Source organism: Pseudoduganella sp. GW821-FHT11H04 (genome assembly GCF_058807935.1).
On record NZ_JBXARE010000002.1, the window covers coordinates 402,944 to 416,047 of the forward strand.

Here is a 13,104-nt window from a genome sequence, read left to right on the forward strand (position 1 = left end):
CCCGATGCGCAAACCGTTGATCGCCTTGCTGCTGGCCGCCGCCGCACTGCACGCCAACGCCGCTGACCTGCTGCAAACCGTGAAAGCGCGCGGCACGCTGAAAGTGGCGATGGAAGGCGTCTACCCGCCATTCAACTTCAAGGAAAAGAATGGCGAGCTGGCCGGCTACGACGTGGACGTGGCGCGCCTGGTGGCAAGCAAGCTCGGCGTAAAGCTGGAATTCGTGACAACGGAATGGGCCTCGATCCTGGCCGGCCTGGCCAGCAATAAGTACGATGTCATCATTTCGCAAGTGGGCATCAATCCCAAGCGCGAACAGGTGTTCGACTTCAGCTCGCCCTACATCTACTCCTCGCCGATGCTGATCGTGCGCAAGGATGACAATAACAACTGGACCGCGCTGGCCCAACTGAAAGGCAAGCGCGTCGGCGCCGGCCAGGGCAGCGTGTACGAGATGCAGGCCAAAGCAGTGCCGGGTATTGAAGTCAAAGGCTATCCTGCCTCGGCCGAGCAAATGCAAGACCTGGCCGTGGGTCGCATCGACGCCGCCCTGAACGACAGCCTTATCGCAGCCTATATGCTGAAGACCACCAAGCTGCCGATCAAGGCTGGCGCACGCGTCGGTGCGATCGAACGCATGGGCATTCCCTTCCAGAAGGGCAATCCGGAATTCAAGGCCGCCATCAACAAGGCGCTGGCCGATGCCGCCGCCGACGGCAGCCTGAAAGCCATTTCCATGAAATGGTTCGGCGTTGACGTGAGCAAGGCGCCGTAAGCATGGAGTGGCTGGACCTGCTGCACGAAGCGGCTCCCGTCATGCTGAAGGGCGCCAGCTACACGCTGGCGTTTGCTGTGGCATCGATGGTGGGCGGCCTGGTGCTGGGCTTCCCCACGGCCGTCATGCGCATCCTGCCGTGGAAATGGCTGCGCTGGCCGGCCAATGTCTATGTCAGCCTGATGCGCGGCACGCCGCTGCTGGTGCAGATGTTCGTAATTTATTACGGCCTGCCATCGGTCGGCATCGAATTCACGCCGGTCACCGCAGGCATTCTTGCGTTGAGCCTGAACGCCGGCGCCTATCTGTCGGAAAGCCTGCGGGGCGCTATCCTCTCGATCCATAAGGGCCAATGGTCAGCCAGCTACAGCCTGGGCATGGGCTACGCGCAGACGCTGCGCTACGTCATCCTTCCGCAAGCGCTGCGTATCGCCGTGCCATCGATGAGCAACACCCTGATCAGCCTGATCAAGGATACCTCCCTGGTCTCCGTCATCACCATGACTGAGCTGATGCTATCGACCAAGGAGGTGATTGCCACCACCTTCCGCCCCTTGCCGTTGTATCTCGCGGCAGCAGCAATTTACTGGATTCTCAGCCTGGCATTCGAGCAATTACAACGCTTTGCCGAGCAACGCCTGAACCGCGCGCATCGACAAAGTTAGCTGCTCGACATTGTCACAAGGGCATGCTAGGCTGGAACCCATATGGACAAAGACCAGCATGCCAGGCAGGCGGAGCAGGCGACCGCTATCCGGCCCGCCGTCCCTGGACTGGCTGGGCTTGACTCACTCTTGCCCGGCGAAGCCGTGCTGGCAGCCATGGGCGGCACGCCGCCTGCGGTCTACAACGGCCTGCAGCGCGCCAACGGCGACCTGCAGCTGTCCACCGACCAGGAATATTTCAACGACCTCTACCTGCTGGCGCCTGTCGGCTATTTCGTACTTTCCAGCGATACCAAAATCCAGCAAATGAACCTGGTTGGCGCCGACCTGCTGGGACTGCCACGCCATAATCCGGAAGGGGTCACCTTCCGCCAGTTCATCTCGCAACGCTTTATCGCCGATTTCGACGCCTTCGTCAGCAATAGTCTTGTGACGGAAGAGCCGCAGCGCCTGTCACTGCAAATGACGCGCGGGCGCGGCGACCGCGGCTTTGCCGTCACGCTGCTCGGCAGCGGCACACCCGGCGCCGCACAGCTGCGGTTGGTATTGGAAATGGCCGAAGGCAAGCTGGCGGCGCTGGAAAAGAGCGAAGAGCGTTTCCGCCGCATTGTGCACAGCGCGGAAGAGGGCATCTGGGAAATCGATGCCGCCGCCCGCACCAGCTTCGTCAATCCCAAGATGGCGGCCATGCTCGGCTATACGATTGAAGAAATGCTGGAGCAGCCGCTGGTGCACTTCATGGACGACGAAGGCCGCTCACTGCTCGAACGCAATATCGCGCGCCGGCAGCAAGGCATTGCCGAACGCCACGAGTTCAAGTTTCTGCGCAAGGATGGCAGTGAGATGTGGGCCACGCTGGCCACCAATCCCATCTTCGATTCCGACGGCAGCTATCTCGGCGCGCTGGCGCTGGTCAGCGATATCACCGAACGCAAGCTATCGACCGAACTGATCTGGCACCAGGCCAATTACGACTCACTCACGGCCCTGCCGAACCGTAATATGTTCCAGGACCGCCTGTCGCAGGAAATGAAGAAAGCCCGGCGCGACGGGCTCTTCCTCGCGCTGCTGTTTATCGACCTCGACCAGTTTAAGGAAATCAACGACCGCCTCGGCCACGAGATGGGCGACGCGCTGCTGGTGGAAGCCGCTTCCCGCATCGCCGCCTGCGTACGCGCATCGGATACGCTGGCCCGGCTGGGAGGCGACGAATTCGTGGTGATCCTGCCCGGCCTGGACCATATCACCAGCGCCGAGCGTGTCGCCCAGCAGATCATCGCCAGCCTGAACCGGCCCTTCATGCTGGGCGAAGCGACAGGCTCGGTTTCAGCCAGCATCGGCATCGCCCTGCATCCCTCGGACGCCAACGACCCCGAGCAATTGCTGCGCAATGCCGACCAGGCCATGTACGCCGCCAAGAATGCCGGCCGTAACCGCTACAGCTACTTCACGCAGGACATGCAAGCCGCCGCCCAACTGCGGCTACGAATCACCCGCGATTTGCAGATGGCGGTGACCAACCAGCAGTTCGAGCTTTACTACCAACCGATTGTCAACCTGCACACCGGCGCCATCGAACGCGCCGAAGCGCTGCTGCGCTGGCGCCACCCGGAACGCGGCTTGCTGAACCCGGTGGACTTCATCGGCAGTGCAGAGGCCAGCGGCATCATTCTCGAAATTGGCGACTGGGTCTTCCGCAATGCCGCCGACCAGGCCAAACGTTGGCAGCAAGAGCTCGGCAGGCCATTCCAGATCAGCATCAACCAATCGCCCGTTCAATTCCGCACCGGCCCCGAAATGTTCGAAGAATGGATGCACTACGTCGAAAAACTCGACCTGGCGCCGCGCAGCATCGTGATGGAAATCACAGAACGCCTGCTGATCGACCAGGACGGCCCCGTGGTCGACCGCTTGCGGCAGTTCAAATCGATGGGCCTGCAAGTTGCGCTGGACGATTTCGGCACCGGCCATTCCGTGCTCGGCCATCTCAAAAAGTTCGATATTGACTACCTGAAGATCGACCGCAGCTTCGTGATGGACCTGGCCGGCGATTCCGGCGACCTCGCACTGTGCGAAGGCATCATCGTCATGGCCCACAAGCTCGGCTTGAAAGTCGTGGCCGAAGGCGTCGAGACCGAACTGCAGCTCAACTTGCTGAAAGCCGCCGGCTGCGACTACGCCCAAGGCTACGTCTACGCCCACCCCATGCCACCCGCCCAGATGACCGCCCTGGCCCGCGGCCCAGCCCGTCTTGCTGACTGACTGCGATGATTAAAGTCGGGGTCAGGTCGAGCAAATGGACATTTTAAGGTGGGCTTTCACGGCGCGGCTAACGGTACGTACCGATACTCGGCAGTATTCTGCGATTTCCAGCATGGTGTAGGCATGCGACAAATAGGCTCGGGCCATTGCTTCATGTTCATTTGGGTAAAACGCAAAATATTCGGCGAGAGGCCAAGCGATCGCGCGCCTGTGTGTCCGTTTGACTTGCAATAAATCTCCGCGGAATTCTCCCTTGGCAGCTCGCTCGCAGAATGCATCGTCGCCCAAGAGTAGTTGGTTGCGTACGGTGCGGAATGGACTGTCTAAGCCAACGCCGGCAAGCACAAAGATCTCAAATTCGCGGATCGCATTCTCACGATGGTTTCCAAATTGAGCAAGCACGATATCTCGTTCATGCCATGCGGGCGCATCAACGCTGCCAATCAGGATTTCGTAGCTGCTCCACCTCCAATGGCTGGGGTGTACCACCAGTTTAGCTCGCACTGGGTTCAGCACGGTATAGCGCACAAGCTCCTTCAAGTACAAGTCGGCCTGACAAAGAATCGCCGTATATCGGCCCTGGAATACGTGTCCAACGAGCCCATGTTGCCGATTGAAGTATTGGGAATAATTGCTGTTGAAGTAGCGCATGCCGCGCGCGAGCTGGCCCCGACGGGTCTGCAGTATCAGATGGTAGTGATTTCCCATCTGGCAGTAAGCATGCACGACAAAGTCAAAGCGCTCGCAAGTTTCCGCGAGAATGGTTAGCCAAGTCAGGCGATCGCTATCAGTGCGGAAAATGGCGCAGCGCCGATCGCCGCGTGCGATGACGTGGTAGTAAGCGTCGTCGTATTCAATGCGTAATGGCCGGCTCATGAGGCCAGTTTAGTCCCAGTGAAAAAGAGAACTTTGCGCCGGCGCAAGCAAATGTCCATTTGCTCGACCTGACCCCGACTTTCGTTTTCTAACTTAGACGGAGGAGGGAGACGACGCGGTCGCGGTTGATGCCGACCAGGGCGGAGGTGAGGGAGACCAGGGCGGCGTAGCCTGGCTCGTTGGCGATGTTGCGGAAGACGTCGGCCATCTGCCCCATGCCGGCGACTTCTATCTCGGGCAACTCCATGTGCATGCGCTGGGTCGTTGCGGTGAATTCTTGCCTTACTTTGGCGAGTGCGGCTTCAACTTGCGAGAGCGCTTGCGTGACTTGCTGCAGCGTGGCGCGCATCGAGTCGATGTCGCTGGTGCCCCAGTTTTCCGGCACCAGCGCTGGTGCTTCGGGATCAGCTTTGACGCGGTTCAGCTGGCCTGCGGGGAAGCGGATGCCGGAACCTTGCACGGCCAGCGAGTCGCGTACGCCTGGCCAGGCGTTTTCGGGAGCGCTGAAGACGAGTTCGCCGTCTTTGTTGATGGTGACGCGTACGCCAGTCGGGGCCATGGCCTGGTCGAAGCGGGCGATGATTTCGCCGTCAGACAGGCCGGGTGCGAGGTGCACCGAACGCAATCCGGCCGTGCCGCCGCCGACCGAAATGGCGAGCGTTTCGCGGGTGCCGTTGCGTAGGTTGGCGAGCGTCATGCCGCGCACGGTGAAGCGTTGGGTGGCGGGGTCGTTGGAGAAGTTCAGTTGCGCGTCGAGCGTGCCGCCGGAGGCCTGGCTGCGGTTGCGCCAGGTGTCGGTGAATTGGCGGACGCGCTGTTCCACTTGGCCGTCGCGTATCTGGCGCGTGGCGAGCTTGGCGGCAATGTCGGTCTTCAGCGCGCGTAGCTGGGCGGCGCTTTGTTCGAGGAAGTCGATCGCTTGCTGGGCGCCGGAGACGTCGCTTTGCAGCGGGGCGTTTGCGTTGCTGAGGCCGCGCCGCAAGGGGGCAGGGACGCTGTGGGCGGCTCCTTGTTCAACGGCTGTTCCCGCATCCGCCAGCGTGGACTCGGCCTGGCTCGCCGCCGGATTGGCGGTGGCGCGCGAGCTGAGTCCTGGTGTGCTGGGGCGCTGGGCGATTTCCATATTTATGAGATGACGTTGAACAGCGACAGGTTGCTGACCTTGGCGTATGCCTGGTACGTTGCTTGTAATGCGCTATTGTAGCCAGAGAGCTGGGTGGCTGCGAGGCCGTAATCCAGTTGTGCGATATCGGTAATGGCGATCTTGTTCGACAGGCTGACGTTGCCGTGGTTGTTGGCCAGCGTTTCCATCACGTTCTGCGCACCGCCGAACTGGGCGATCTTGCCGGAGACCAGGTTGACCGCTGTGTCGGTGCCGTCCAGGGCAGCTTTCAGCGCGGCTTGCAGGACTGGATTGCTGGCGCTGGCCGTCGGCTGGCTGAGCAGGTCGATTGCGGTGTCCAGCTGGTTCAGGTAGACGTCCATGCCATCCACGGTGACATTGGCCGGCTGGGTGATGCCGTTGCCGACCACTACTTCCTGCGTGTTGTTGTTGCCGGTGAAGCTGTAGCGCGAGCCGGGTGCGGCGGCGGCGTTCATGGCGAGGGCCGGGGTGCCGGTGGCGGTGCCGGAGAAGATGTACTTGCCTTCCTGGTCGAGCGTGTTGCCGTTGAAGAAGAGCGAGTCGCGCAGCGAGGTCAAGCTGTTGACCATCGAGTTCAGGTCGGCGGTGGTGTTGGAGCCGTCGGAGGCCCAGACGAACAGGTCGCGCGCGGCGCCCATATCGTTCACCATCGAGGTCAGGTAGGTTTCGTTTTTGGACAGGCGGATCTTTACCGCGTCGATATTTTCAATGTATTGGCCGACGATGTTTTCTTCGCGGCGCAGGCGCGACAGGCGTACATTGGCGATCGGTTCGTCGGACGGTACCTGGATCTTGTTGCCGGTTGCCATTTGCTCGGTCAGCTTGGAGATCACACCTTGGTTGATCTGCAGCGAGCGGTTCATGGAGGCCTGGAACTGGCTGGAGGCGATGCGCATCTTGCTTTTCCTTAGAACAGCGCCAACGTGGCGTCAAACAGGGTGTTGGCGACGGCGATCACCTTCATGTTCGCCTGGTACATATTCTGGAATTCGACCAGGTTGATCGCTTCTTCGTCTTTGTTGACGGAGCTGGTCGCGGCCCAGTCGTCTTCCGATTGTTGGCGGATGGTGGTGGCGGTGTCGAGCAGCGCCTGGTTCTGGCCGCTGTCGATGCCGAGCTTGCCTACCAGCTGGGTATCGGCGTCGCCGAGCAGCACGGTGCCGACCGAGGTCAGGGTTACCGGCTTGCCTTTGATGGCGATCAGTTTTTGCAGGTTGCCGCTGTCGCCCGGTTGGCCGTCCGACGAAAACGCGAGGTCGGAGGCCTGGATGCCTGGTGCCAGGTTCAGGATACCGCCGGCGCCAGTCGGGTTGAACGAGAACAAGTCGACACCGGCGGTACCGTCGGGCTTGAAGCCGGCTTGCAGCTGGGTGTTGACCATCTGCGCCATCTGGTCGGCCATATCGGTCAGCGACTTTTGCAGCGGGGCCAGGGTGTTCTTTTCGAAGTCGGCGAGGCCGCCCAACTGGCCGCCGACCTTGGTGTCGTCGAGGCCAAAGGTGGTGCCGGCAAACTTCAGCTCGAGCTGGGCGGGTGCTGCGGAGGTCATGGAGAGGGTGCCGGCAAGGTTGCCGGCTACCAACGGCTGGCCGCTGCGCAGGGATACGCTGCGGGTGCCGTCTGGCTGTTCCAGCACTTCCACCGATACGAGATTCGCGAGCGAGTCGATATTGCGGTCGCGCTCGTCGATCAGGGCGGAGACATTGGTGCCCAACGAGCCGGCGCTGGTGATGCGCTGGTTCAGGCTGGCGATATTGGCGGTCAGGGTATTCAGCTGCGGCAGCATCGCGTCGCGCTGCTGCGAGACGGAAACTTGCTGCTGGCGGGTGACGTTGTAGATGCTGTTGAACGATTGCGCCATGGCGTTGGCGGCGGTCAGTACCTGCTGGCGCAGTGGGCTCGATACCGGGTCGACGCCGGCTGCATTCAGGGCGCGGAAGAATTGGTCGACGCCATTGGACAGGCTGGTCTTTTCATCGCCCATGACGCGCTCGAGCTGCGTGAAGTAGGGCTGGGACTGGGTGCGCGAACCGAGCTCGGAATTGGCGCGCCACAGTTGCTGGCTCTTGTACGAATCGGAGAAGCGGATCAGTTGGCTGACTTCGACGCCGAAGCCGGCGCCTTTCGTGCCGCTGGCAGGCGCAACGGCCGACAGGACTACGCCCTGGCGGGTGTAGCCCTTCGTTTGCAAGTTTGCAATGTTCTGGCTCGTGGTGTTGATGGCGGTTTGGGCCGCCAACGATCCGGACAGTGCATTGTTGATAATCGACATGGTGCGTTCTTCCTTTGTTAAGGTGTAAAGGCGACCGCCCCCGGGCGAGGATTAAGCGTCAGCCGGATTTTTCTTTGGTAATACGTGATTTTCCGGCAAGGCTGCCGGCGATGGCGGCGGCGTCAGCTGGCGCAGGATAGCGTCGGCGATGCCGAAGGCGCGGCGGCCAGCCAGTTGGTCGGCGACCATATTGTCGGCCATGTCGAGCATGTCGCTGTTGATCGAGTCCTTGTAGATGCTGTCGTCGTCGGCCATGGCTTTGGTGGCGTCGCGCATCTTGTGCAGGGTCTGGGCGATGAAGAAGCTCTCGAACTTGACGGCCGCTTCCGCGGCCTTGGCCTGGTAGCGCGACTCGTCGGTCTGCGCAAGGGGGGCGGCCTGGCCGATCGCTGGTTCGGCGGACTTGCCGATATCCAGCTGGCGCACGGGCATGGGGAGGAAGCGGCTGTCCATCAGATCACCACCAGTTCGCCTTCGATGGCGCCTGCCTGGTCGAGTGCTTGCAGGATGGCCATGATGTCGTCGGGCGTCGCGCCCAGGCTGTTGACCGTGTCGATGATCGTTTGCAGCTTTGCGCCGGCCGGCCATTTGAAGGTGTGCGGACGGGATTCGTCCACGGCCACATTCGATTGCGGGGTGACGGTGGTTTGGCCCTGGCTGAATGGCGCTGGCTGGCTGACTTTCGAGCTTTCCGAAATCACTACTTTGAGCGAGCCGTGGGTGACAGCGGCGGCTTTCACGCGCAGGCCGTCCGCGATCACCACGGTGCCGGTGCGCGAATTGAAGACGACTTTCGGGGTCTCGGCGCCGACTTCGATCGGCAGCGCTTCCAGCCTGGCCATGAAGGCGACGCGCTGGGTTGGGTTCTGCGGCGCGACGACGTCGATGCCGGTGCCGTCGGCGGTGGTGGCGACCTCGCCGAACTTGCGGTTGATCGCTTCCACGATGTTGGTGGCGGTCTCGAAGTTCGGCTGGCGCAGCGACAGGTGCACCGTTGGCTTGGTGGCGAAGTCGGTGGCGATTTCACGTTCGATGACGGCGCCGTTCGGGATGCGGCCGGCGGTCGGGGTGTTGACCGTGACCGAGGAGCCGCTCTTGCCGCTGGCTGCCAGCCCGCCTACCACCACATTGCCTTGGGCGAGTGCGTAGACTTCGTTGTCGGCGGCTTTCAGGGGCGTCAACAGCAGGGAGCCGCCGCGCAGGCTTTTCGCGTCGCCCAGCGAGGAGACGGTGACGTCGATTGGCTGGCCGCGGCGGTAGCCGGGTGGGAAGACTGCCGAGACCATGACTGCGGCGACGTTCTTGCTCTTGGCGTCGGCGCCGTCGGGCATTTTGACGCCGAATTGCTTGAGCATGTTCACGACCGATTGGCTGGCGAACTTTACCTGGGTGGAGTCGCCGGAGCCGTTCAGGCCGACGACCAGGCCGTAGCCGACCAGGGGGTTGTCGCGGACGCCTTCGATGGCGACGAGGTTGCGGAGCTGTGGTGCGGCTGAGGCGGGGATTGCTATGGCCAACAACAGCGCTGCAACAAACCGGTAAACCGGTGTCAGACCCGCAGGGTCAGACACCAGCCAGCGGCGGCCGCGTGCCAGTGTCTGACCCTGCGGGTCTGACACTGAGCTACCGGTTCTAATGCGGAACATCATGACTCACCTCAAAATGGCATCAAGGGGCCAAGGAAGAACCTGGTCAACCAGCCTGGCTGGTTGGTCTCGGCGAGCGACCCCTGCGCGCCGTAGGCAATGCGCGCATTGGCAATGCGCTGCGACGATACCTGGTTATTCGCATCAATATCCGCCGCGCGCAGGTAGCCGCGCAGGCGCACAAATTCTTCACCCTGGTTCAGGGTCAGCACTTTTTCGCCGGCGACTTTCAGCAAGCCGTTCGGCATGACTTCCTGCACGATCACGGTGATCGCGCCGGTCAATGCATTCTGCTGCGTGCTCGATGCATCGCCCTTGAATCCGCGCTGCGCGGAAATATCGACGCCGGCTTTCGGGAAGGTCTTGCCGAATAGGCCCGGCGAGGCGATGCCTACGCTGGAATCCTTGCCCAGGCTGGTACCGGCACTTTTCGATGCCTGAGTGGTTTCCTGCAAAATCACAGTCACCACATCGCCGACGCGGAAGGCGCGGCTGTCCGAGACCAGCGACATATTGCTGTCCGGAGTAAAGACGCCGCCGGAACTGCCGCGCGGTGGCGCGCTGCGGGTCACGGTTGGGGCTTCTTCGAATGGCGCCGGACGCACGGTCGGCTGCAGGCTGTTGCATCCAGCCAGGAGCAGAAGTGCCAGCGCGGGCAGGGCGGTTTTCATCAGCGTGCAGCCTGTGCCAGGTATTGCAGCATATTGTCGGCCGCGGTCAGTACTTTGGTGTTCATTTCGTAGGTACGCTGGGCAGCGATCATGTCCACCATCTCTTCGACCACCTGCACGTTGGAGCCTTCCAGCGCGCCTTGTTTCAACTTGCCGAACTGGGCGTCGCCGGGACGGCCTTCGGTCGGGGCGCCGGAGGCTGGCGTTTCGGCGAACAGGTTTTCGCCCAGCGCTTGCAGGCCGGTCGGGTTGATGAAAGAGGTCAGGGTCAGTTGGCCCAATTCGGTCGGCTGGGTATTGCCCGGAATGGTGGCCGACACCGTGCCGTTCTCGCCAATGGTGATGGCGGTCGCGTTTGCGGGCACGGTAATCTGCGGCACCAGCGGCAGACCGGAAGCATTCACCAGCACGCCGTCCTTGTCCACTTGCAGTTGGCCGGCGCGGGTGTAGGCCGGTTCGCCGTTCGGGCGGCGCACTTGCAGGAATCCATTGCCCATTACGGCCAGGTCGAGGGCGTTATTGGTGGTTTGCAGGTTGCCGTTGGTGAAAATCTTCTGGGTGCCCACCAGGTGGGTGCCGTTACCCATCTGCACGCCGGAAGGATTCAGCGTGTTGTTGTCGGCGCGCTGGGCGCCCGGCTGCTGGTCGATCGAGTAGAACAGGTCTTCGAACACCACGCGGTCGCGCTTGTAGCCGACGGTGTTGGCGTTGGCCAGGTTGTTGGCAATCGCCTGCAGTTTCGAATCTTGCGCCTGCACGCCGGTCTTGCTGATCCACATTGCTGGATTCATCGTCTTCTCCTGTTAGCCGGTAATCAGTTTGTTGCCGGTCGAAGTCATGTCGTCGGCTACCTTGAACAATTTCATCTGGATTTCGAAGGTGCGGTTCAGGCTCATGGTGGCGACCATCTCTTCGACGGCCGATACGTTGGAGCCTTCCAGGTGGCCCGCCTTGACTTGCACCGTCGGGTCGGTGTTCAGCGGCTGGCCGTCGCGCGCCACCAGCAGGCCCGCTTCATTCTTGGTCAGCTCGGACGCTTCGGCGCGCACCACCTTGAGCTTGTCGATCACCTGCATCTGCGTATCGGCGCCGGCGCCCAGCACGGACACGGTGCCGTCCTGGCCGATTTCGATCTTGCGGTACGGCGGCAGGGTGATCGGGCCGCCTTCGCCCAGCAGCTGCATGCCGTTGACGGTCATGGTGCCGTCCGCATCCAGCGTGATGGCGCCGGCGCGGGTATAGCCTTCACCGGTTGGACCCTGCACGGCGAAGTAGCCGTTGCCGGAAATGGCGACGTCCAGATCGCGGCCGGTCTGCCGCAGCGCGCCCTGGCGGTCGGTCACGGCGTTCGATTTCAGCTGCGACATATGGCGGTCGTCGTAGCCATAGCCGGGCAGGTTGGCGGCCTGCGCCAATTCGAGGTTGGCGCGGAAGCCGTTGGTGTCGAGGTTGGCGAGGTTGTTGGCATGCACCTGCTGGCCACGCATGGCCCGCTCGGCGCCGCTCATCGCGGTGTAGATCAGCGCGTCCATTCAGTATTCCTTTTTACAGGGCCTGCATCAGGGACTGCAGCATCTGGTTCTCCGCGGTGATGACCTTGGAGTTGGCCTGGTAGTTGCGCTGCGACGTCATCAGGCTCACGAGTTCGGCGGTGATGTCGACGTTCGAGGTTTCCAGCGAAGCCACGGTCAGCGAGCCTGCTACGCCCTGGCCGGCTTCGGACAGGTTGGCGTTGCCGGACTGGACGTTGGCGGTCCAGGAGGTTTCGTTCACAGGTGTCAGCGCATCTTCATCAGGGAAGGTGGCGATGGCCAGGCGGCCGACGGCTTGCTTCTCGCCGTTGGAATACTTGGCCACCACATTGCCTTGCTGGTCCAGGTCCACGCCCACATAGCTGCCGGAGGCATAGCCGTCGGCGGCGTTGGTGGAGGTGGTCGATTCGCCCTTCTGGAAGGTGGTGCCGGTGTAGTCCAGTTCGACCGACATGGCGGCGGCCGGGGCCGGAGCGAAGGTCAGGTTGTGGACGAAGTTGCCGCCGTTGGCTGCCGTGTCGAGCTGGCCGTTGGCGTCGAAGGTCAGGGTGTATGGCGAGCCGCCGGCTGCGCCCAGGTCGGTGCCGTCGACCGCCGCATAGACTTTGACGGTCAGCGCGGTCGGGTCTTTCACGAAGTACTGGGTCACGGTGTGCTCAACGCCCAGCGAGTCATGCACCACGGTGACCTTGGACATATTGTACATATTGGCGTCCGGTACCACGGCCGGAGTGACGGTCGCGTTCGGCAGCTTGGTGGTGATATTGCCGGTAGGGACAGTCCAGTCCGCCGACAGGTTGGCCACGAAGTCGAGGTTGGTGGTCTGCTTGGCTGCCAGCAGGTTGGTCGGTACCTTGATGTCGCCCATCGGACCGGCCACCATGCTTGGCGGGGTCAGCTGGAAACCCTGCACGCGCGCACCGCTGGTGTTGACCAGGTAATCGGTGGCGTCCTTGTTGAAGATGCCAACGCGGGTGTAGTTGGTCTGGCCGGTGGAATCCTTGGCGACGAAGAAGCCGCGCCCATTGATCAGGGCGTCCAGGCTGCGGTTGGTGGCCTGGATGCCGCCGTTCAGGCCGATCGACTGGGTGGTCGATTCCACGTGCACGCCGGTCGGTTGCGCGCCCGCGTGCAATGACGCGAAATTGGCGCGGCTGGACTTGAAACCAAAGGTCCCGGCGTTGGCGATATTGTTGGAAATCGTGCCCAGTTGCTCGTTGATGGCCTGGATGCCGGACAAAGCGATATCGAAACTCATGGC

Annotated in this window: 13 protein-coding genes; 3 read left to right on the forward strand and 10 right to left on the reverse strand. The window is 62.0% G+C overall.

Going from position 1 to position 13,104, the window contains the following annotated elements:
• The first annotated feature begins 4 nt into the window (after positions 1 to 4).
• From AC1RTP_RS05610 to AC1RTP_RS05620, 3 genes are read left to right on the forward strand one after another with little or no spacing between them, the layout of a single operon-like run.
• Positions 5 to 775, forward strand: a complete 771-nt coding sequence (locus AC1RTP_RS05610; protein ID WP_498605489.1) for a transporter substrate-binding domain-containing protein — start codon at positions 5 to 7, stop codon at positions 773 to 775.
• Positions 776 to 777: 2 nt separating this feature from the next.
• Entirely contained in the window at positions 778 to 1,440 is a 663-nt protein-coding gene (locus AC1RTP_RS05615; RefSeq protein WP_498605491.1) for an amino acid ABC transporter permease, read from the forward strand.
• A 42-nt stretch (positions 1,441 to 1,482) separates the two neighbouring features.
• Positions 1,483 to 3,702 carry a putative bifunctional diguanylate cyclase/phosphodiesterase gene (locus AC1RTP_RS05620; protein WP_498605493.1) on the forward strand — a complete coding sequence of 740 codons (2,220 nt, stop codon included), beginning with the start codon at positions 1,483 to 1,485 and terminating at the stop codon, positions 3,700 to 3,702.
• A 21-nt stretch (positions 3,703 to 3,723) separates the two neighbouring features.
• On the opposite strand, the gene AC1RTP_RS05625 is transcribed toward AC1RTP_RS05620, so the two are convergent.
• The 10 genes from AC1RTP_RS05625 to AC1RTP_RS05670 form a co-directional block, all read right to left on the reverse strand.
• Positions 3,724 to 4,578, reverse strand: a complete 855-nt coding sequence (locus AC1RTP_RS05625; protein WP_498605495.1) for a transposase — start codon at positions 4,576 to 4,578, stop codon at positions 3,724 to 3,726.
• A gap of 88 nt (positions 4,579 to 4,666) precedes the next feature.
• Positions 4,667 to 5,701: a hypothetical protein gene (locus AC1RTP_RS05630; RefSeq protein ID WP_498605497.1), complete on the reverse strand. Its 1,035-nt coding sequence runs from the start codon at positions 5,699 to 5,701 to the stop codon at positions 4,667 to 4,669.
• Between the two features lie 2 nt (positions 5,702 to 5,703).
• Positions 5,704 to 6,618 (reverse strand): flagellar hook-associated protein FlgL, encoded by a 915-nt coding sequence (gene flgL / locus AC1RTP_RS05635; RefSeq protein WP_498605499.1) that lies wholly within the window; start codon positions 6,616 to 6,618, stop codon positions 5,704 to 5,706.
• A gap of 11 nt (positions 6,619 to 6,629) precedes the next feature.
• Positions 6,630 to 7,994: a flagellar hook-associated protein FlgK gene (flgK, locus tag AC1RTP_RS05640; protein ID WP_498605501.1), complete on the reverse strand. Its 1,365-nt coding sequence runs from the start codon at positions 7,992 to 7,994 to the stop codon at positions 6,630 to 6,632.
• A 51-nt stretch (positions 7,995 to 8,045) separates the two neighbouring features.
• Positions 8,046 to 8,447, reverse strand: coding sequence for a rod-binding protein (locus AC1RTP_RS05645; RefSeq protein ID WP_498605503.1), 402 nt, complete (start codon positions 8,445 to 8,447; stop codon positions 8,046 to 8,048).
• The gene (locus tag AC1RTP_RS05650) at positions 8,447 to 9,517 is read right to left on the reverse strand and encodes a flagellar basal body P-ring protein FlgI (protein ID WP_498605836.1); all 1,071 of its coding nucleotides are present in this window, start codon (positions 9,515 to 9,517) and stop codon (positions 8,447 to 8,449) included. Before AC1RTP_RS05650 ends, AC1RTP_RS05645 begins: the two co-directional genes overlap by 1 nt.
• Before the next feature lie 134 nt (positions 9,518 to 9,651).
• Complete coding sequence (flgH, locus tag AC1RTP_RS05655; RefSeq protein WP_498605505.1) at positions 9,652 to 10,311, reverse strand: flagellar basal body L-ring protein FlgH; 660 nt, start codon at positions 10,309 to 10,311, stop codon at positions 9,652 to 9,654.
• Entirely contained in the window at positions 10,311 to 11,102 is a 792-nt protein-coding gene (gene flgG, locus AC1RTP_RS05660) for a flagellar basal-body rod protein FlgG (RefSeq protein ID WP_498605507.1), read from the reverse strand. Before flgG ends, flgH begins: the two co-directional genes overlap by 1 nt.
• A gap of 12 nt (positions 11,103 to 11,114) precedes the next feature.
• On the reverse strand, positions 11,115 to 11,843 hold the full coding sequence (gene flgF, locus AC1RTP_RS05665; protein WP_498605509.1) for a flagellar basal-body rod protein FlgF: 729 nt from the start codon (positions 11,841 to 11,843) through the stop codon (positions 11,115 to 11,117).
• A gap of 13 nt (positions 11,844 to 11,856) precedes the next feature.
• Positions 11,857 to 13,101, reverse strand: a complete 1,245-nt coding sequence (locus tag AC1RTP_RS05670) for a flagellar hook protein FlgE (protein WP_498605510.1) — start codon at positions 13,099 to 13,101, stop codon at positions 11,857 to 11,859.
• Positions 13,102 to 13,104 lie beyond the last annotated feature (3 nt).